Source organism: Streptococcus mitis, from assembly GCF_946188615.1.
GTDB classification, from domain to species: domain Bacteria; phylum Bacillota; class Bacilli; order Lactobacillales; family Streptococcaceae; genus Streptococcus; species Streptococcus mitis_BZ.
This window is the reverse complement of record NZ_CAMHVK010000006.1, coordinates 38,647-59,484: the sequence shown is the minus strand read 5'-3', so window position 1 is coordinate 59,484 and position 20,838 is coordinate 38,647. Positions and strand designations below refer to the sequence as shown.

Here is a 20,838-nt window from a genome sequence, read left to right as displayed (position 1 = left end):
CTCTCGTGTCACTGGAGAAATTCTATCGTTTCTTTTTGCTCATTTTATTTGTTGCATATATTCAAAAGTTTTTCCTCTAAAATTTCTAAGTGCTATACTATAGTCATACTTCACATAAAACTTCTAACAAGAAGGGAGATTATCTATGAAACTATTGTTTAGAAATCAAGCTTATCGTCTCTTGACTTTGTCACGCTTCTTCAATGCTTTTGGTGCTTCGATTTTCAACCTGGTCTTTATCGTCTATGCATCGACCTTGCCACAAGCCTCTTTTGCTGTTGCTATGGCGAATATTGTCATGATTCTTCCGACTCTCTTTACAGTTTTTGTAGGGATTCGGGCAGATTATACGAGGGACAAGGTCAAATGGATGACCTATAGCGGTTTGTTTCAGGCGGTTTTATTTTTTCTGGCAGCCCTAGTTGTTCAGCAAGCTAGTCTCTTTGCCTTTTCTAGCCTGTGTTTAATCAATGTCATTAGTGATGTCATTAGTGATTTTGCTGGTGGTTTGCGAATGCCTCTCGTTAAGGAAAAAGTAGCTGAAGATGATCTGATGGAAGCTTACTCTTTTTCCCAGTTCATCACCTATATTTCAGCTATTGGTGGTCAAGCTTTTGGAGTCTGGCTCTTAGGTCTATCGGTTAACAATTTTTCTCTCGTTGCAGGAATCAATGCTTGTTTTTTCCTCATATCAGCTTCTGTTCTCTTTTTAGGAAGAAGCAAATTAAGCCTGTCAATTTCATCTGCTGATGGTGAAAACCTAAAAAATGAGAAGCTATCTATCAAAGAGCAGTTCCTAACAATTTACCGAAATTTACGCCTTGTTTTTCTTAAAAGTGGACAGAAAAACTTTGGTTTTATGCTCTTTGCAGTCTTGCTTATCAATGCCTTGGGTGGCGCTTTAGGAAGCATCTATAACATCTTCTTTTTGAGCTATTCTCTCTTGAATTTTTCTTACACAGAGGCACTATTTATCAGTCAAGTTTGTGCTTTAGCTGCAGTCATCATCAGTAGCCTTACTGGTAATGATTATTTTGGGAAGCAGTCCTTGCCTAGATTGATGATGTGGGCGACATTAGGAGTCAGTCTAGTTGGTCTGGCTAACTTATTCAATCAAGTTGTGCTTGGTTTACTATTTCTCTTTTTTACTCTCTATGTGTCTGGTAAAGTTGCACCAAAGATTAATGCCATGCTCCTGAAAAATCTAGCTCCAGAGGTTCTAGCTCGTACCAGTAATTTTTTAGGTTTATTGTTCACCTTATCCATACCTGTGGGAACAGCCTGTTTTTCACTTGTAGCCGTATGGAATATACAGTTGACTTGGATGCTATTTGTTGGTCTTTCCTTGCTAGCTATTCTTTTGACAGTTATTAATCTCAAAAATGATATCTAAATCCTAATTTTTTTCATACTGTTTTAATCCCTCTATTTATGGTAAAATAAGACTATTAAGTTTAAAGAGGATTCCCTATGAAATTACAAAAACCAAAAGGAACGCAGGATATTTTACCTGCTGAATCTGCCAAGTGGCAGTATGTTGAGGGCTTTGCCCGTGAAATTTTCAAGCGCTATAACTATGCAGAAGTGCGCACGCCAATTTTTGAGCATTACGAGGTTATCAGTCGCTCTGTCGGAGACACAACCGATATCGTGACCAAGGAAATGTATGACTTCTATGACAAGGGGGACCGCCATATTACCCTCCGTCCAGAAGGAACTGCGCCAGTTGTCCGTTCCTATGTGGAAAATAAACTCTTCGCACCAGAAGTGCAAAAGCCAAGTAAGTTCTATTACATGGGCCCTATGTTCCGTTATGAGCGTCCACAGGCAGGGCGTTTGCGCCAATTCCACCAGATTGGTGTTGAGTGTTTTGGCTCTAGCAATCCAGCTACCGATGTGGAAACAATCGCTATGGCAGCCCACTTCCTGAAAGAAATCGGCATCCAAGGTGTCAAATTGCACCTCAACACTCTTGGAAATCCTGAGAGCCGTGCAGCCTACCGCCAAGCCTTAATTGACTATTTGACACCGCTCAAGGAGACCTTGTCTAAGGATAGCCAACGTCGTTTGGAGGAAAATCCTCTCCGTGTCTTGGACTCTAAAGAAAAAGAAGACAAGGTAGCAGTAGAGAATGCGCCTTCTATCTTGGACTTCCTTGATGAAGAAAGTCAAGCTCATTTTGATGCTGTGCGTCAGATGTTGGAAAATCTTGGAGTAGACTATATCATCGATACCAATATGGTGCGTGGTCTGGACTACTACAATCACACTATTTTCGAGTTTATCACTGAGATTGAGGGCAATGACCTGACAGTCTGTGCGGGTGGTCGTTACGATGGTTTGGTTGCTTACTTTGGAGGCCCTGAAACTGCTGGATTTGGTTTTGGACTTGGTGTAGAGCGCCTGCTTCTCATTCTTGAAAAGCAAGGTGTGGCTCTCCCTATCGAAAACGCCCTAGATGTCTATATCGCAGTCTTGGGTGAAGGAGCAAATGTCAAGGCTTTGGAATTGGTGCAAGCCCTTCGCCAACAAGGTTTCAAAGCAGAGCGTGATTACCTCAACCGTAAGCTCAAAGCTCAGTTCAAGTCAGCCGATGTCTTTGCGGCTAAGATCCTCATCACTCTAGGTGAGAGCGAAGTCGAAAGCGGACAAGTGACGGTCAAGAACAACCAAACACGAGAAGAAGTGCAAGTATCACTTGATGCTATCAGCCAAAACTTCTCAGAAATCTTTGAAAAACTAGGATTTTATACTCAATGAAAATCAAAGAGCAAACTAGGAAGCTAGCCGCAGGCTGTACTTGAGTACGGCAAGGTGAAGCTGACGTGGTTTGAATTTGATTTTCGAAGAGTATTAATGATAGATAAACTGGTCAGGATCTTACTCCTGACCTTTTTCTTTTGCAAAATGACAAAAATCATAAACTTTTTGACAAATATGCTTGTCAAAAAGAAAAAGATGTGTTACAATAAATTCAAGTTAAGAAATAAAGAAATAGGAGGGAGTCACATGTGGGTATGGATTTTTTTCCCTTTTCTCGTCTTGATTTATACGAGTCAATCTAAAAAAATCAAGCGGTTAGAGAAGAGGTTAAAGGTAATCGAAAGAAAAGAGAAAGGAAATATAGATATGTCAAGATTATTGCAAGAATTAATTGGGAAAAATCCAACAATCGTTGGACAAGTGTTTGGAACATCTTTATGGGAAGTTGTGGATGTTGATGAGGAATGGGTCAAACTACGTCATGTTGATAAAATGGGAAAGAAAAATTCAAGTTGCAACGTATTGAGGATATCCAAACTGTTGAATTTGACGGAAAGTAGGTGTGTAACATGCAATTAAAAAATCGTCTAAAAGAGCTGCGGGCTCGCGATAGTCTCAATCAAACCGACCTAGCCAAGCTGGCAGGGGTTTCCAGACAGACCGTTAGCCTACTAGAACGGGATGAGTACACCCCGTCCATTATCATTGCCCTGAAAATATCTCAAATTTTCAACGAAACAGTCGAATCGGTATTTCGCTTGGAGGAGGACGAGTGATGAACAAGTATAAAGTAATCTATTATGTAGTTGCCATAGCTTTATTAGTCAGCGTATTTCTATTGATTGGGATGGACTTAGGCTGGTTTAATCCCTATCAAAGTGACCAATTTATTTGGGCCTACTTTGCTCTTATCCCAGTCGTTGACTGGATTGAAAAGAAATCCAAAAATCTAGCAAGTGAAAAAGGAGAATGAATATGAAAAAGAAAAAGAAACGTGGATTGTTATTTTTAATGTCTATTGTCTTGGGATTCTTTTTGGCCATGTTTGTAGGGACGTTTAAGGCACTTGCTGAATCCCACGGAATTATGTTAGATGTAAAAGTCTTGATACCATGGATATCAGCTATTTGTTTAGTGTTAGGTTTCATTAGCATTCTTTTGACATTCAATTTCTTAAAGAAAAGCAGAAAATTTCATTCCTTGTATCAAGAGGAAATGGATGATGATCTGAATGAAACCTATTATGTGCAAATGTATCGGAATCTCGAGTTTGGAACCATTGCTTTTAATATTGCAAGTGTAGCGATTTTATTAGCTCTTTTCATCTCAGCAAGTGAAATGGTTGTACTAAATGGAAGCCATATAACCTTACCTCTTTCTTTTTTGGCATTAGTGCTGATTTTCAGTGTTCAAAAATATCTTTTTAAGACCATTGCGATTGTTCGTCAGTTTGATTTGGTATTTTTCTCTACACCAAAGGATATCTTAGAGCATTTCGATTCTTACGATGAAGGGGAGCGCAAGGCTAATTTGGAACAGAGTTTTCGGATTTTATTCCAATTAAATCAGTATGTCTTGCCAATCTTATATATTTTTCTTTTTATCATTTCTTTCTTGACAGGAAAGATTCAATTACTGTCCTTATTGCTTGTAGGAGCAATCCATGTTTATATCAATGTGATGCAGTTGCCTATGGTGAAACGTTATTTTAAATAAAGGAGTTTCTATGATTCGTGTTGAAAATGTAAGCAAAAGTTTTGGGAGCAAAAAAGCTCTTCACCAGATTTCTTTTGAGATTAAGGAGGGCGAAATCTTTGGTTTTCTTGGCCCTTCTGGCTCAGGTAAAACAACCATGATCAATGTCTTGACAGGTCAGTTGACTGCAGATCAAGGTAAAACAATTTTGTTAGGTAAGAATTCTCAAGATTTAACCTCCAATGATTTGGAACAAATTGGTATTGTTAGTGATGGCAGTGGTTTTTATGAAAAGATGAGTCTTTACAAAAATCTTCTCATCTATGCTAAGTTATATGGTCTCAAGTCAGATAGAGTAAATCAGGTGCTCCAACAGGTTGGATTGGCAGATGCTAAAGATATTATCGCAGAAAAACTATCTACTGGAATGAAACAACGAATGTTCTTGGCTCGTGCCCTTCTTAATGCTCCTAAGATTCTCTTTCTAGATGAGCCAACCAGTGGTTTAGACCCTACAACATCTAAGATGGTTCATACCCTACTTCAAGAATTAAAGCAGGCGGGGACAACTATCTTTCTGACCACGCATGATATGAATGAAGCAACTCTGCTTTGTGATCGCTTATCTCTTTTGAATAAGGGGAACTTAATAGAGTATGGAAGTCCGCAAGATATTATCCAGAAGTACCATGTGGATAAGAAAGTACGTGTGGTTTATAACGACGGACGAGAACAGATAGTTCCATTTGATGAATTACCACATTTAGACACGACAGATTTGATGGTGGTTCACTCTTGTGAGCCAACTTTAGAAGAAATCTTTATCAGATTGACAGGAGAAAAGTTAGATGTTTAGAAAATTAAATGCCCTACTATGGTTAAGAGTGCAAGTTCTTATCAGCAATTCAACTTTGTTGGCGACTCTATTGATGCCTTTTGGAATAGCTGTTCTATATAATGAATTCTTCAATAAGAATGGAGAATTGAGTATGTTTCTCCTCTCTTCGAGTTTGACGATGGTCTTGAGTATGGGAAGTGGTTATATGGTATCGATTATGATGGCAGAAGATAAGGAAAAGCGCAATCTTAAATCACTCATCCTAAGTGGTGTGACAGCAACAGAATATACTTTCAGTATGCTTGTTCTCCCTATTTTGATAATGTTATTTGCTATGATTGTACTGCCCATCTATCTTAAAGTAGATCTATCAAGTTACTTATTGGCCTATGTTATCTATTTAATCCTAGCAACTATTAGTATTATTTTTCTCAACCTTTTAATCGGTGCAGTGTCAGATACTCAATCTAAAGCGCAAGTCTATAGTATCTTTCCTATGTTAATCGTCTCTTTTTTACCTATAATTGCTCTTCAAAATGATACGATTCAGAAAGTGTTGGATTACTCGTTCGTTGGTCCTATTGTAAATCTTTTAAATAAAAAAGGTGGGGAAATATCTTTTTCTAACATCGGTATGTTACTTGCCTGGGTACTTGTGTTAGGAATAGCGAACGTCTTTGTATTGAAAAATAGCTATAAAGCAAGATAGGAGAACTTTATGAAACTACTTAAAAACCTTGGCTGGTTTCTTCTAGCTGTTCTATCCTTTTTCTTTGGCTATGGTATGGTTCAGAGCATGGCTCTGTCAGCTCTTGGACTAGGGGCTTCAATCTTTGGAGTCTTACCACTTTATATCGCCCTGTCAGGAGCCTATGTTTATGGAGTTTACAGATGGTATCAGACAGAAAAGGTTAGCATCCAGACGACTGCTTTTAATCGTCATATCTGGTTGCCTACTCTGGTTTTGCTAGTGGCTATTACAGCCCAGTTCTTTTTACCAGAAGATCCGTCGGTCAGTCAACAAATCGTATCTCAACTGACAGTGGAACAGCCTGCATTTGGTTTCTTTATGGTGGTGGTCTTTGCTCCTTTGACGGAAGAGCTTATCTTTAGAGGGATGTTGGCACGCTATCTCTTTCCTAAGCAGGACAAGAGCAAACAGGTTCTGTTTCTTCTGGTATCTAGTCTTCTGTTTGCCTTGATTCATTTCCCAGGTGATGTGCAACAATTTTTTGTCTATTTTAGCCTTGGTTTTAGCTTGGGCTTGGCTTATATTAGCAGAAAAGGTCTGGTCTACAGTATTTCTCTCCACGCTTTGAATAATTTAGTCAGCTTTTTGATGATTCTCATGCTATAATAGAGTCAGGAGGTCACATGAAACGAGTAATTTTATTAGCAGTGATTCAAGCAGTCGTTCTATTTTTCATCATTGGGGCACTAGCTTATGCCTTCAAGGGAGATTTCTTCTATAGCCATCTAGCAGTTGTCTTTGCCCCTATTGCAGGTGTCTTGCGCTTTGGGACAGCTTACACAACGGAGATTGTCTTGCCTCGAAAGGCAGCCGAAATTGCTGAAAAGCGTAAAGCAGGCAAAAATTCAAAATAAAAGAGTCCGGTGAACTTCATCGGATTTTTGTATGGGCGTTAATTTTTAGAGTCTTCACTTGATTTTTAAAGACTGGCAAACTTTTCTGCTGATTTTCATGAAGAGCCTGCGCTTTTATGGTAAAATAGTAACAGAATAAAAGAGGAGAGAAAACATGAAACGTAGTATGTATGCTGGTCGTGTTCGTGAGGAACACATCGGACAAGAAATAACCTTGAAAGGATGGGTTGGCCGTCGTCGTGACCTGGGTGGTTTGATCTTTATCGACCTTCGTGACCGTGAAGGAATCATGCAGTTGGTTATCAACCCTGAAAAAGTATCTGCAGAGATTATGGAAACAGCTGAAAGCCTTCGTAGCGAATTTGTTATCGAGGTGACTGGACAGGTCGCTGCGCGTGAGCAAGCCAATGATAAGTTGCCAACTGGTGCAGTTGAGTTAAACGTGACAGCTCTGACAGTGCTTAATACAGCTAAGACAACCCCATTTGAGATTAAGGATGGCATTGAGGCCAATGACGATACACGTTTGCGTTACCGTTATCTTGACCTTCGTCGTCCAGAAATGTTGGAAAATCTTAAACTTCGTGCCAAGGTGACCCACTCTATCCGCAACTACTTGGATGAGTTGGAGTTTATCGACGTGGAGACACCATTCCTTTCTAAGTCAACTCCTGAAGGAGCGCGTGACTATTTGGTGCCATCTCGTGTTAATAAAGGGCATTTTTACGCGCTTCCTCAAAGTCCACAGATCACTAAGCAATTGTTGATGAATGCTGGCTTTGACCGTTACTACCAAATCGTTAAATGTTTCCGTGACGAGGATTTACGTGGAGACCGCCAGCCTGAGTTTACCCAGGTCGACTTGGAAACGTCTTTCCTTACTGAGCAAGAAATCCAAGATATCACAGAAGGCTTGATTGCGCGCGTGATGAAGGAAACCAAAGGCATTGAAGTAACCCTACCATTCCCTCGTATGAAATACGATGACGCTATGGCTCTTTACGGTTCTGACAAGCCAGATACCCGTTTTGATATGTTGCTTCAGGACTTGACAGAAGTGGTCAAAGGTGTAGACTTCAAAGTCTTTTCAGAAGCACCTGCCGTTAAAGCCATTGTGGTCAAAGGAGCTGCGGACAACTATTCACGTAAAGACATCGACAAGATGACGGAAGTAGCCAAACAGTACGGTGCCAAAGGTCTTGCTTGGGTCAAGGTGGTTGATGGAGAATTAAACGGACCAGTTGCTAAGTTTTTGACTGGCATCCAAGCAGAATTGACAACAGCACTTGCTCTTGGAGAGAAGGACTTGGTTCTCTTTGTGGCAGATACGCTTGAAGTGGCCAATGCAACTCTTGGTGCCCTTCGTGGACGTATTGCCAAAGAGCTTGGCTTGATTGATAACGATAAATTCAACTTCCTTTGGGTGGTTGACTGGCCAATGTTTGAATGGTCTGAAGAAGAAGGTCGCTACATGAGCGCCCACCATCCGTTCACCCTTCCACAGGAAGAGACTGCTCACGAATTAGAAGGTGATTTGGCTAAGGTTCGTGCCATTGCTTATGATATCGTCTTGAACGGTTATGAGCTTGGTGGTGGTAGCCTTCGTATCAATCAAAAAGACCTTCAAGAACGCATGTTCAAGGCCCTTGGTTTCTCAGCAGAAGAAGCAAATGACCAGTTCGGCTTCCTTCTTGAAGCCATGGACTATGGTTTCCCACCACACGGTGGTTTGGCTATCGGGCTTGACCGTTTTGTTATGTTGCTTGCTGGAGAAGAAAATATCCGTGAAGTTATTGCCTTTCCTAAGAACAACAAGGCAACTGACCCAATGACACAAGCTCCTTCAACAGTAGCTCTTAAACAACTAGAGGAACTCAGCTTACAAATAGAAGAAGATGAAACAAGCAAAACGAATTAAGCGGTGGCGCTATTATCTGCGCCGCTTTGCTCATCAGATAAAAATTTTACGTGTCTTACAAAGCATCTCTCGGGAAAAATATGATGAGAAGATTTCGGCTTCTCTGGTCTATGGTTTTTTATCAGCAGTAGCGGTCAATTTCTTTTTCCAACCAGGGCATGTGTATTCGAGTGGTGCGACAGGTCTGGCACAGATTATCTCTGCCTTGAGTAATCATTGGTTTGGTTTTCATATCCCGATTTCGCTGACCTTCTACGCCATTAATTTTCCTTTGATGGTCTTGGCTTGGTATCATATTGGCCATAAGTTCACCGTCTTTACCTTTATCACGGTATCCATGAGTTCCTTCTTTATCCAGTTTGTCCCTGTGGCGACCTTGACGGAGGATCCCATTATCAATGCCCTTTTTGGGGGTGTTGTCATGGGCTTGGGGATTGGTTTTGCTCTTCGCAACAATATCTCCAGTGGAGGTACAGATATTGTCAGCCTGACCATCCGCAAGAAAACGGGTAAGAATGTTGGTAGTATTTCTTTCTTGGTAAATGGGACTATCATGCTGATAGCTGGTTTGACCTTTGGTTGGAAATACGCTCTCTACTCTATGATTACCATCTTTGTCTCTAGCCGTGTGACAGACGCTGTCTTTACCAAGCAAAAACGAATGCAGGCCATGATTGTGACCAATCATCCAGAGAAGGTTATTGAAAAAATACATAAAAAATTGCACCGCGGAGCAACCATGATCCACGATGCAGAAGGAACCTATAATCACGAAAGAAAGGCAGTTTTAATCACTGTCATTACACGTGCAGAGTTTAATGAATTTAAACAGATTATGAAACAGGTGGATCCAGGTGCCTTTGTCTCTGTATCTGAGAATGTTCATATTTTGGGACGATTCGTTGAAACAGAAAATTAGTAACTAAAAAACCAGCTCGAGCTGGTTTTTATTTTTCGATAATTTTGTGGGCAATCAACTGGCGATAACAAATTTGTTTATTGCTTTTAGCATCGTTGATAATCTGGAGGATAGTTTCAAGAGAAACACGACCAAGTTCTAAGCTATTGATATCAACATAGGCCGCCAAGTTGAGCTTGGGATTGACTGAGTCAAAGCTGAGAACTGGGACATCCAGTTGGTGCTTAGCAATATAGTCACAGACCCCTTCGGCTAGGAGACTATCGGTTGTAATGATAGCATCGATCTGCGGGTCATGCTGAAAGAGGAGTTTACTAAATTGATACCCTTTTTCTTCTAAGAACTCGGTTGCGAAATAGGTCAAATTTTCGTCAATGGGCAGTTGGTGTTGTTTGAGGGCGGACTCATAGCCTGTTAAACGGTCTTGCGTTACGAAGAGTCGCTTAGGCCCTCCAATGAAGGCAATTCGTTTGCAGCCTTTTTTGATGAAATATTCGGTCGCATCAAAACCAGCTTGGACATTGTCGTTATCGACAAGGGGGATAAAGGGTGAAATGGATTTCCCTAGGATGAGGAAGGGAAACTGTTCATCAGCGACCAGTTTGACCAAAGGATCCTCCTCTTCGGCATAAAGGAAGATCAAACCATCCACACGTTTACCGTAAACCATCTGTGAAATAGCTTTAAGGCGCTCTTTTTCATCTTTACCTGTTGCAATCTGAATAGCGTAGTGGTTTTCAGAAGCGACTTGAGCGATACCACGGAGGACAGATGGGAAGAAAGGATTTTGATAGAAGGCGTCTGAGTCGTCAGGAAGCACCAAGCCAATAACTTGGGTATAACTGCTTACCAAGCTACGAGCGTTGAGGTTGGGGTGGTAATTAAGCTCCTTCATAGCCTTGCGAACGCGTTTTTTTGTTTCGTCGCTAATGGTTGATTTATTTTGAATAACACGGGTTACGGTTGAAGGCGAAACACCAGCAGCCTTGGCCACGTCTTTAATCGTAACGGGCATAAAAATCTCCTATTTATGGTAATCTGGATCACGGAAATGTGTTTTATAAAAGATAGCGACCAGATAAAGGACAAAAAGAATGTTTTGTACAGTGATGAGGTTTGTCATATTTTGGCCAAATAATCCCAAAATAAGCGTAATCAGAGTTGGTAATCCTAAACAGTTCAAGATAAAATGGTAGCACTCTTTAAAGGTTTTAAATGAAAAGAGGCGTGATTTCTTAGTGATATAAAGGAGAAGACTAGCTCCCAGAGAGACGATAAAGAAATTCAAACCAAAGAGGAAGCTAGCACCGAGAACTAGGAAGAGACTGATATAGACACGATTTTGCTGATACCAGTCTTTAGAAATGGCTTGGGTCAAGCTGTCCTTGCTTTTGAAACTCTCAGTCTGTATCGCTCGGTAAGAAATGCGAGTCAGTTCCTTGCTTTCCTTGCTAATGACGAGCTCATTCGTATCGAAATGCAGTTGCAAGTCCTTAGGTAATTCCTTGCTTTGACTTGGACCGATCACAATAGAAGGCTCTTGACTAGCTGTTCCAGTATAAGTTAATTTGCCATCAACAATTGTAGCGTGTTCAGAGAGATCCTGTACAACCTTATCTGTCAATGGTTCATAGACATTATCGATAAAGGTTTCTAGCGGATAAGTCTCCTGCGAGCTGTTTTGGATGGCAATAGGTACCATAGATAAGCTGATAAGGAAGATACTGGTAAAGAGAAGCTGAAACCAGTTGAGTCCGAAACGTTTGGACAGGGGCTTACGAAATCCCCAAATACTTGAAAAATAGGAAAATGGATATGGAAGCATAGGTATCTTTCTAAAAGGTGTTTTCTATATGAGTATTATTATATAGAGAAATGTACTTTATTTCAAGTCTAGGAGACAAATTGCTTGCTACAAGGATATTTTTACAGTAACAAGTTTTAAAATGAAAAAGGGTGGCGGGGATAGATTATCCCTTGTCGCCACCACTTGTAAGTCCTGAAACAAAGTTCTTTTGTAGGAAGAAGAAGAGAATACAGATTGGAAGCGCGATGAGGATAGCACCTGCTGAGAAGTAGGCGATCTTCAAGTTTTTCACATTGCTGACAAAGGTCTGTAGACCAACGGCAACTGTAAAGTATTCTTTCTCACGAAGCAAGAAACTAGAGAGGATATAGTCTCCGAAAGGTCCCATGAAGGCCCAGAGGGCTTGTACCGCAACCATTGGGCGAACAAGAGGGAGAACGATTTGCCAGAAGCGGCGGAAGTGTCCTGCACCATCTAGTTTTGCTGATTCATCAAGAGACATTGGTACTGTGTCGAAGTAGCCTTTCATCAACCAAGCATTCATCGGGATACCGCCACCAACGTAGAGGAAGATGAGGAACCAGCTATGGTTAAGGGCGTTCAACATAAGTGCCATAACGAAGAAGGCTGTTAAAGCGGCCATGGTTGGCACCATTTGGATAATCAAGAAGAAGACCAAACTTTGCTTACGAGCCAAGAAGTTGTAACGGCTGTAAGCATAACCAGCAAGTACGATGATACTTGTTTGAACAACCATGGTAATCAAGGCAATAATCAAGGTATTGAGATACCAAGTGCCGTACAAGGTTTCAGTGAAGAGCCCTTGGAAGTTGGCAAAGCTAAAGTCGACGTTAGCATCTAGTTTAAAGGCTACGACATTACCAGACTTGAAGGCTGACATAATGGTGATCAAAAGTGGATAGATAATGACGATTGATAAGCCAATCAAGTAGAGGTAAGTGAGGGTTTGAGTCAGTCTACGTTTGAGTTTGATTGAGTTATTCATCTTAGACGTCCTCCATATCAAATGCGTGTAGTTTCTTGAATGCGATCATAGAGATAGAGATGACAATGATTGAGATAATCAAGGTAACAGCTGCCGCCATAGAGTATTGAGGAGATGTACCTGTTGTCAAACGATAAATCCATGAGATCAAGATATCGGTTGAACCGGCTCCACCACCAACGCTACCAGGACCTCCGCCGTTGAAGAGGTACATGATAGAGAAGTTGTTAAAGTTGAAGGTGTATTGGCTGATCAATGTTGGTGCTGCAACAGCCAAAATCATAGGGAAAGTGATGTTGCGGAATTTTTGCCAAGCATTGGCACCATCGATGTAAGCCGCTTCGTAGAGGTCGTTAGGAATCGACTGCAAGATACCCAAAGTCAAAACGTAGATGTATGGGAATCCTAGCCAACCTTGCATCATAATCAAGGCAATCTTCGTCCAAGTTGGGTCTGTTTTCCAAGGGATAAGAGCACCGTCAAGGAAAGGAAGAACCTTAGCCAAGATAGGCAATACTTGAGTGTTGATCGCTCCGACACTATCGTTAAACATGTTTGAGAATGTCAAGATAGTGATGAAGGCTGGAACAGCCCAAGGAAGAAGGAAAATAACACCAAAGATACGTTTTCCTTTGATAAATGGTTGGTTAGCAATGATAGCGGTGAAGATACCAATCACAATCTGCAAAGTAGAAGCAGACAAGGCCCAGATGATGGTCCAAGAAAGAACCGCACCGAAGGCTGAACGGAAGGTACTTAAGCTCCAGATGTTTGTAAAGTTAGTCAAACCAACCCAGTCCAACAATTTGTTTGGTGGCAAGTGTTGGAAGTCGTAGTTAGTAAAGGCAATCATCAAGGTTACGATAACTGGGAAGATAATTGCAAATGTCATTGCTACATACGATGGGATAATCAAAAGGTATGGGAATCCATTCTCATAAATACCTTTGATCATATCTTTAAAAGTCCGTGGGACAGGAATTCCATTGTTAATACGTTTTGCGATTGTATGTGCATCTTTAATATTTGAGAAATAAAAGAGCACATAAACGACTACAAAGATTAAATGGAAGGCACCACGAATCAGCATAAAGAGGGAATTATCACGACCTGGCTTGTCACCAAGAGTGATCAAATTGTGCAATTCCGGCGCTGCAAGTGCTAGGAAATAAAGAACAAATACGATAGTTACACCAAGGAAGATAAAACCTTTGGCCTTTTGTTTATTGTAAATCTGTCCTAACCCAGGAATGATAGACAGCAGGGCTGCTTTACTAGGTTGTTGCTTTTCCATAATAACTCCTTTCATAGAATACTGGTTTTTAGATAAAACCTAAACTATTTATGTTTCTATTGATAAATTCAAAGGGGGATTTGATTTCCACCCCCCTTGAACAAATTTTTTATTCACCAAATTTTTGTTTGATTGTTTCTTTGATCAATGTTACAGCGTCGTTAGCAGCTGTTTTCGCATCTTTCTTACCACTTACAGCATCAAAGAGCATAGTTTTCGCTGGATCCCAAACTGCAGACATTTGAGAGATATTTGGCATTGGTTGAGCGTTCTTGAACTGTTTGATAACAGCTGTTGTCAACTCATCATTTTTACCTTCAGCATATGTACGAGCTTCAGTGTTAGCTGGGATTTCGTTAGTTGTATCGTAGAAGGCTTTTTGTTCTTCAGTTGAAACAAGGAAGTCTACAAATTTTTGAGCGCCTTCAAGGTTCTTAGTGCTTGATGGGATAATCCAAGCTTTACCACCACCGAATGCAGCATATTCTTTTCCATTTGGAAGAGTTGGGATAGTTGCAACACCGTAGTTTACTTTAGCATCTTTAAAGGCTTGAGCTTTCCAAGGTCCGTCGATGATAGCAGCTGTTTTACCTTCTTGGAATTGAGTTTGGATTAAGTTGCCAGCACCTTCAGTATCTTGCATACCTTTAGGCCATTTTTCATACCAAGATTTAGCGTAGTTGATACCTGCGATAGAACCGTCGTTTGCAAGACCGATATCTTTAGCGTCTTTACCGTTTTGTCCGAATACGTAAGCACCGTTACCAGCAAGAAGTCCATATGCATAGTAGAAGTTTGTCCAGTCAGCTAGGAAAGCAGAAGTTTTTCCATCTTCTCCAGCGAAGGCATATTTGCTATCTTTAGCAAGGTTTTCTAAGTCAGCAAAAGTTTTTGGAGCTTCTTTTACCAAGTCTTTGTTGTAGTACATAACAAGTGACTCGATAACAGCAGGAGCACCGTAAACTTTACCATCAGCAGCTGTCACAAGAGATTTAGTTTTATCATCTGTTTTAGCACCGTCGCTCAATTTCACTTCTGAGAGTTGTCCGTCAGTACCAAGGCTACCTACACGGTCGTATGGAGCCATCATAACGTCAGCAGCTTGACCTGATTGGTTGTCAAGAGAAAGTTTGTCAAGCCCACCCATTTGGTCTCCTGTTTTGATGGTAACTTTTACGCCAGCTTCTTTTTCGTAAGCTTTTGCAGCTGATTCAGCAAAGGCTTTATATTGGTCTTCAACGTAGAAAGTGAGTTCTTTCGCTTCGGATGAACCAGAATCAGCAGGCTTATCAGCAGTTTTGCTTCCGCAAGCTACCAAAAGCAAGCTAGCAAGTGTAACAGTTCCAAGCACAGCAGCGCTCTTCATGAATTTAGATGACATAGTGTATTCCTCCTAAAGAATAACAAATTTTATAATGAGGAAACGCAAACGTTTTCCTTTATGGGACTAGTATAGCACAATCGGAAAGCGGTTGCAAGTGTTTTTTATAAAAAAAATAAAAAAATTGTAGAAAATGGTAAACGCTTCATCGTCATATAATAGTAGGAAATCCCAAAAATAGGTTTTGTTTTAAATTTAAAAAAAGTTGAGAAAACGATTGCCTAATTTACAAATGGAAAGTAGAGAGAATTCTCACTTTATTTTTGCTTAAGTAAGATAAGTGAAACCCTTATTCCTATTTTGTTTGTTTCCTGAAAGGATATATATACAAGTAAGAAGAAAAAATTTAAAAAAATAATCAAAAAAGTTATTTAAAACCGCTTGCATTTATCAAGAAAATAAGCTATACTAGTAATAGCGCAAACGTTTGCGTTCATAAAAATGTAATATCTAACTATAAACACATGAGGTGCTTATTATGAAAAAACGTCAAAGTGGTGTGTTGATGCACATTTCTTCTCTTCCAGGAGCATACGGAATCGGATCATTTGGTAAAAGTGCTTACGACTTCGTTGATTTCTTGGTTCGCACAAAACAACGTTACTGGCAAATCCTTCCACTAGGAACAACTAGTTACGGAGACTCTCCTTACCAATCTTTCTCAGCCTTCGCAGGGAACACTCATTTTATCGATTTAGATATCTTGGTGGAACAAGGCTTGTTGCAAGCAAGTGACCTTGAAGGGGTTGACTTTGGTAGTGATGCGTCTGAAGTTGATTATGCGAAAATCTACTATGCACGTCGTCCTCTTTTAGAAAAAGCGGTAAAACGTTTCTTGGAAGTAGGAGATGTTAAGGATTTTGAGAAATTCGCTCAAGACAACCAATCATGGCTTGAACTCTTTGCAGAGTATATGGCTATCAAAGAGCATTTTGACAATCTTGCTTGGACTGAATGGCCAGATGCAGATGCTCGTGCTCGTAAAGCTTCAGCACTTGAAAGCTACCGTGAGCAATTGGCAGACAAGTTGGTTTACCACCGTGTGACTCAATACTTCTTCTTCCAACAATGGTTGAAATTGAAAGCTTACGCTAACGACAACTACATCGAAATCGTTGGGGACATGCCAATCTATGTAGCGGAAGATTCAAGCGATATGTGGGCAAATCCACATCTCTTCAAGACAGATGTCAACGGTAAGGCGACTTGCATCGCAGGATGCCCACCAGATGAGTTTTCTGCAACTGGTCAGCTTTGGGGTAACCCAATCTATGACTGGGAAGCAATGGACAAAGACGGCTACAAATGGTGGATTGAACGCTTGCGTGAAAGCTTCAAAATCTACGACATCGTTCGTATCGACCACTTCCGTGGTTTCGAATCTTACTGGGAAATCCCTGCTGGTTCCGATACAGCAGCACCTGGTGAGTGGGTGAAAGGTCCTGGCTACAAGCTTTTTGCAGCCGTTAAGGAAGAGCTTGGTGAGCTAAACATCATCGCAGAAGACCTTGGTTTCATGACAGACGAAGTTATCGAATTGCGTGAACGTACTGGCTTCCCAGGAATGAAGATTCTTCAATTTGCTTTCAACCCAGAAGACGAAAGCATCGATAGTCCACACTTGGCACCTGCTAACTCAGTTATGTACACAGGAACACACGATAACAATACGGTCCTTGGTTGGTACCGTAACGAGATCGATGATGCGACTCGTGAATACATGGCTCGCTACACTAACCGTAAAGAATACGAAACAGTGCCACATGCTATGCTTCGTACAGTCTTTTCATCAGTTAGCTTCATGGCAATTGCAACTATGCAAGATTTGCTAGAATTGGATGAGGCAGCTCGTATGAACTTCCCATCTACCCTTGGTGGAAACTGGTCTTGGCGTATGACTGAAGATCAATTGACACCAGCTGTCGAGGAAGGCTTGCTTGACTTGACAACAATCTATCGCCGAATCAATGAAAATTTGGTAGAATTAAAGAAATAATACAATATCAGGAGACACCTTAAACATGTTATCACTACAAGAATTTGTACAAAATCGTTACAATAAAACCATTGCAGAATGTAGCAATGAAGAGCTTTACCTGGCTCTTCTTAACTACAGCAAGCTTGCAAGTAGTCAAAAACCAGTTAACACTGGTAAGAAAAAAGTTTACTACATCTCAGCTGAGTTCTTGATTGGTAAACTTTTGTCAAACAACTTGATCAATCTTGGTCTTTACGACGATGTTAAAAAAGAACTTGCAGCTGCAGGTAAAGACTTGATCGAAGTTGAAGAAGTTGAATTGGAACCATCTCTTGGTAATGGTGGTTTGGGACGTTTGGCTGCCTGCTTTATCGATTCAATTGCTACTCTTGGTTTGAACGGTGACGGTGTTGGTCTTAACTACCACTACGGTCTTTTCCAACAAGTTCTTAAAAATAACCAACAAGAAACAATTCCAAACGCATGGTTGACAGAGCAAAACTGGTTGGTTCGCTCAAGCCGTAGCTACCAAGTGCCATTTGCTCACTTCACATTGACATCAACTCTTTACGATATCGATGTGCCTGGTTACAAGACAGAAACTAAGAACCGCTTGCGTTTGTTTGATTTGGATTCAGTTGATTCTTCAATCATTAAAGACGGTATCAACTTTGACAAGACAGATATCGCTCGCAACTTGACTCTTTTCCTTTACCCAGATGATAGTGACCGTCAAGGTGAATTGCTCCGTATCTTCCAACAATACTTCATGGTTTCAAACGGTGCGCAATTGATCATCGACGAAGCAATCGAAAAAGGAAGCAACTTGCATGACCTTGCTGATTACGCAGTTGTACAAATCAACGATACTCACCCATCAATGGTCATCCCTGAATTGATCCGTCTTTTGACTGCTCGTGGTATCGATCTTGATGAAGCAATCTCAATCGTTCGTAGCATGACTGCCTACACTAACCACACAATCCTTGCTGAAGCCCTTGAAAAATGGCCTCTTGAATTCTTGCAAGAAGTGGTTCCTCACTTGGTACCAATCATCGAAGAATTGGACCGTCGTGTGAAAGCAGAAGTGAAAGATCCAGCTGTTCAAATTATTGACGAGAGTGGACGTGTTCACATGGCTCACATGGATATCCACTACGGATACAGTGTTAACGGAGTAGCAGCACTTCACACTGAAATCTTGAAGAACTCTGAGTTGAAAGCTTTCTACGACCTTTACCCAGAAAAATTCAACAACAAAACAAACGGTATCACTTTCCGTCGTTGGCTCATGCATGCTAACCCAAGCTTGTCTCACTACTTGGATGAGATTCTTGGAGAAGGTTGGCACCATGAAGCAGATGAGCTTGAAAAACTCTTGTCTTATGAAGACAAAGCAGCTGTCAAAGAAAAATTGGAAAGCATCAAGGCTCACAACAAACGTAAATTGGCTCGTCACTTGAAAGAACACCAAGGTGTGGAAATCAATCCAAACTCTATCTTTGATATCCAAATCAAACGTCTTCACGAGTACAAACGCCAACAAATGAACGCTTTGTACGTAATCCACAAATATCTTGACATCAAAGCTGGGAACATCCCTGCTCGCCCAATCACAATCTTCTTTGGTGGTAAAGCAGCTCCAGCCTACACAATTGCTCAAGACATCATCCACTTGATCCTTTGCATGTCAGAAGTTATTGCTAACGATCCAGCAGTAGCTCCACACCTGCAAGTAGTTATGGTTGAAAACTACAACGTTACTGCAGCAAGCTTCCTTATCCCAGCATGTGATATCTCAGAACAAATCTCACTTGCTTCTAAAGAAGCTTCAGGTACTGGTAACATGAAATTCATGTTGAACGGAGCTTTGACACTTGGTACTATGGACGGTGCTAACGTGGAAATCGCTGAGTTGGTTGGCGACGAAAACATCTACATCTTTGGTGAAGATTCAGAAACTGTTATCGACCTTTACGCAAAAGCAGCTTACAAATCAAGCGAATTCTACGCTCGTAAAACTATCAAACCATTGGTTGACTTCATCGTTAGCGATGCAGTTCTTGCAGCTGGAAACAAAGAACGCTTGGAACGTCTTTACAATGAATTGATCAATAAAGACTGGTTCATGACTCTTCTTGACTTGGAAGACTACATCAAAGTCAAAGAGCAAATGTTGGCTGACTACGAAGACCGTGACGCATGGTTGGATAAAGTTATCGTTAACATTTCTAAAGCAGGATTCTTCTCATCTGACCGTACAATCGCTCAGTATAACGAAGATATCTGGCACTTGAACTAATACTCTTCGAAAATCTCTTCAAACCACGTCAACGTCGCCTTGCCGTATTACGGTTACTGACTTCGTCAGTTCTATCCACAACCTCAAAACAGTGTTTTGAGCAACCTGCGGCTAGCTTCCTAGTTTGCTCTTTGATTTTCATTGAGTATAAGATACAAGATTTATACTAATACACTTTCCTATAAAGCGAATTTCGATTGAAATTCGCTTTTTTTGAATACTTGAGTAGAAATAGACCTCAGATACTTTATTGAAATGGGGCAATTATATAAGATAGTTGCTTAAAACTATTCGTTATAATTATTTTTTCTGAAAATTGTAGGAAAGTGTGATAAAATGGAAACGTATACAAGTAGTTATTTGAATGTCAAATTAGAATTTGAAGAGGCGCATTATGAGTAATTTAGAAATAGGGAAACGGATTCGCACTTTACGGACTGAAAAAGGACTGAGTAGAGAAGCCTTTTGTGGAGATGAAAAAGAACTTACTGTTCGTCAGTTGGGCCGAATTGAAACAGGAAACAACTTGCCCAGCTTAGCAAAATTAGACTATATAGCTGAAGTGTTAGGAGTTCCGATATCTCAGTTAATTGATGAACGATTGCTAATTGCTCCTAAAGAGTATTTAAAACTAAAAACAAAATTGATCCGTCAGTCTATTCATGGAGATGAAGAGAAAATCCACCAACGTGAAGATATCTTTGAAGACATTCAAGAACGTTTTTATGACCAACTTCCTGAGGATGAACAAGTAGCAGTTGAAGTTCTACAGGCTATCGATGATGTATATGTTTCTGAAAACGCTGAATTTGGAGAAGGTTTGATTGAGGAATATTTCAATCAAACTTTGCTACAAACGGAGTATTCTGTAAATGATTTGTTGATCTTATATCTATATTTTTTATCCAATGCTATTAGTGTTGAACGACATGATGACGTTTTTAAAAAAGTAAGAAATAATATCGTGACCATAATTGACTGTTCAGATAATACTTATATGCATCTACTACAGAGAGTATTAATTGCAATACTGCTTTATCAATTGAGAAATGAATACTACGAAGATATCTCTGTCATTTTTAGTTTTCTAAGAGAAATTATGATGGAAATTCAAGATTCAAACTTAAAACCAACGGTAGACTACTTGGAAGCCAAATATTACCTATACGGGGAAAAAGATAAAGAAAAAGCCCTGCAATACTATGAGAAAGCTATCAATGGGGCAGAATTCTTTAATGATATAAATTTTAAAAATCGGGTTATAGAGGAGAGACGAGAAGAGTTTCCAGATATGTAAAAACTCTTTGTTCATTGTGGAAGTGGCTGATAAGC

At 40.3% G+C, this 20,838-nt stretch carries 19 protein-coding genes and 1 pseudogene; 15 read left to right on the top strand and 5 right to left on the bottom strand.

What is annotated here, in order from left to right; translation table 11 throughout:
- Positions 1–145: 145 nt before the first annotated feature.
- The 12 genes and pseudogenes from OCF95_RS07100 (at position 146) to OCF95_RS07045 (ending at position 9,738) form a co-directional block, all read left to right on the top strand.
- Positions 146–1,393, top strand: coding sequence for an MFS transporter (locus OCF95_RS07100; RefSeq protein WP_261105137.1), 1,248 nt, complete (start codon positions 146–148; stop codon positions 1,391–1,393).
- Positions 1,394–1,470: 77 nt separating this feature from the next.
- On the top strand, positions 1,471–2,760 hold the full coding sequence (hisS, locus tag OCF95_RS07095) for a histidine--tRNA ligase (protein WP_261105136.1): 1,290 nt from the start codon (positions 1,471–1,473) through the stop codon (positions 2,758–2,760).
- A gap of 249 nt (positions 2,761–3,009) precedes the next feature.
- A pseudogene (locus tag OCF95_RS07090) lies at positions 3,010–3,323 on the top strand (hypothetical protein).
- A gap of 9 nt (positions 3,324–3,332) precedes the next feature.
- Positions 3,333–3,539 (top strand): helix-turn-helix transcriptional regulator, encoded by a 207-nt coding sequence (locus OCF95_RS07085; protein WP_033685328.1) that lies wholly within the window; start codon positions 3,333–3,335, stop codon positions 3,537–3,539.
- Complete coding sequence (locus OCF95_RS07080) at positions 3,539–3,736, top strand: hypothetical protein (protein WP_023947595.1); 198 nt, start codon at positions 3,539–3,541, stop codon at positions 3,734–3,736. Before OCF95_RS07085 ends, OCF95_RS07080 begins: the two co-directional genes overlap by 1 nt.
- 2 nt (positions 3,737–3,738) lie before the next feature.
- Positions 3,739–4,479 carry a DUF3169 family protein gene (locus OCF95_RS07075; RefSeq protein WP_023947597.1) on the top strand — a complete coding sequence of 247 codons (741 nt, stop codon included), beginning with the start codon at positions 3,739–3,741 and terminating at the stop codon, positions 4,477–4,479.
- Positions 4,480–4,489: 10 nt separating this feature from the next.
- Entirely contained in the window at positions 4,490–5,314 is an 825-nt protein-coding gene (locus OCF95_RS07070; protein ID WP_045610927.1) for an ABC transporter ATP-binding protein, read from the top strand.
- Positions 5,307–6,005, top strand: coding sequence for an ABC transporter permease (locus OCF95_RS07065; RefSeq protein WP_261105135.1), 699 nt, complete (start codon positions 5,307–5,309; stop codon positions 6,003–6,005). Before OCF95_RS07070 ends, OCF95_RS07065 begins: the two co-directional genes overlap by 8 nt.
- 9 nt (positions 6,006–6,014) lie before the next feature.
- A complete protein-coding gene (locus OCF95_RS07060) occupies positions 6,015–6,653 on the top strand; it encodes a CPBP family intramembrane glutamic endopeptidase (protein ID WP_261105134.1) in 639 nt (212 codons plus the stop codon).
- A 17-nt stretch (positions 6,654–6,670) separates the two neighbouring features.
- Positions 6,671–6,901 (top strand): hypothetical protein, encoded by a 231-nt coding sequence (locus tag OCF95_RS07055; RefSeq protein ID WP_000832187.1) that lies wholly within the window; start codon positions 6,671–6,673, stop codon positions 6,899–6,901.
- Positions 6,902–7,055: 154 nt separating this feature from the next.
- A complete protein-coding gene (gene aspS / locus OCF95_RS07050; protein ID WP_261105133.1) occupies positions 7,056–8,819 on the top strand; it encodes an aspartate--tRNA ligase in 1,764 nt (587 codons plus the stop codon).
- A complete protein-coding gene (locus OCF95_RS07045; RefSeq protein WP_261105132.1) occupies positions 8,797–9,738 on the top strand; it encodes a YitT family protein in 942 nt (313 codons plus the stop codon). The genes aspS and OCF95_RS07045 overlap by 23 nt, the downstream gene beginning before the upstream one ends.
- 28 nt (positions 9,739–9,766) lie before the next feature.
- On the opposite strand, the gene OCF95_RS07040 is transcribed toward OCF95_RS07045, so the two are convergent.
- The 5 genes from OCF95_RS07040 to OCF95_RS07020 form a co-directional block, all read right to left on the bottom strand.
- Complete coding sequence (locus OCF95_RS07040) at positions 9,767–10,753, bottom strand: LacI family DNA-binding transcriptional regulator (RefSeq protein WP_261105131.1); 987 nt, start codon at positions 10,751–10,753, stop codon at positions 9,767–9,769.
- 9 nt (positions 10,754–10,762) lie between these two features.
- Positions 10,763–11,563 carry a DUF1189 domain-containing protein gene (locus OCF95_RS07035; RefSeq protein WP_261105130.1) on the bottom strand — a complete coding sequence of 267 codons (801 nt, stop codon included), beginning with the start codon at positions 11,561–11,563 and terminating at the stop codon, positions 10,763–10,765.
- Between the two features lie 145 nt (positions 11,564–11,708).
- The gene (locus tag OCF95_RS07030) at positions 11,709–12,551 is read right to left on the bottom strand and encodes a sugar ABC transporter permease (protein WP_084881636.1); all 843 of its coding nucleotides are present in this window, start codon (positions 12,549–12,551) and stop codon (positions 11,709–11,711) included.
- A 1-nt stretch (position 12,552) separates the two neighbouring features.
- Positions 12,553–13,845 (bottom strand): carbohydrate ABC transporter permease, encoded by a 1,293-nt coding sequence (locus OCF95_RS07025; RefSeq protein WP_193431844.1) that lies wholly within the window; start codon positions 13,843–13,845, stop codon positions 12,553–12,555.
- 109 nt (positions 13,846–13,954) lie between these two features.
- Positions 13,955–15,226: an extracellular solute-binding protein gene (locus tag OCF95_RS07020; protein ID WP_004259122.1), complete on the bottom strand. Its 1,272-nt coding sequence runs from the start codon at positions 15,224–15,226 to the stop codon at positions 13,955–13,957.
- 478 nt (positions 15,227–15,704) lie between these two features.
- On the opposite strand from OCF95_RS07020, the gene malQ reads away from it, so the two are divergent.
- From malQ to OCF95_RS07005, 3 genes are all read left to right on the top strand, one after another.
- On the top strand, positions 15,705–17,222 hold the full coding sequence (malQ, locus tag OCF95_RS07015) for a 4-alpha-glucanotransferase (RefSeq protein WP_045610937.1): 1,518 nt from the start codon (positions 15,705–15,707) through the stop codon (positions 17,220–17,222).
- Positions 17,223–17,247: 25 nt separating this feature from the next.
- Positions 17,248–19,506, top strand: a complete 2,259-nt coding sequence (gene glgP, locus OCF95_RS07010) for a glycogen/starch/alpha-glucan family phosphorylase (protein WP_261105129.1) — start codon at positions 17,248–17,250, stop codon at positions 19,504–19,506.
- A 394-nt stretch (positions 19,507–19,900) separates the two neighbouring features.
- Positions 19,901–20,803 (top strand): helix-turn-helix domain-containing protein, encoded by a 903-nt coding sequence (locus OCF95_RS07005; protein WP_261105128.1) that lies wholly within the window; start codon positions 19,901–19,903, stop codon positions 20,801–20,803.
- Positions 20,804–20,838 lie beyond the last annotated feature (35 nt).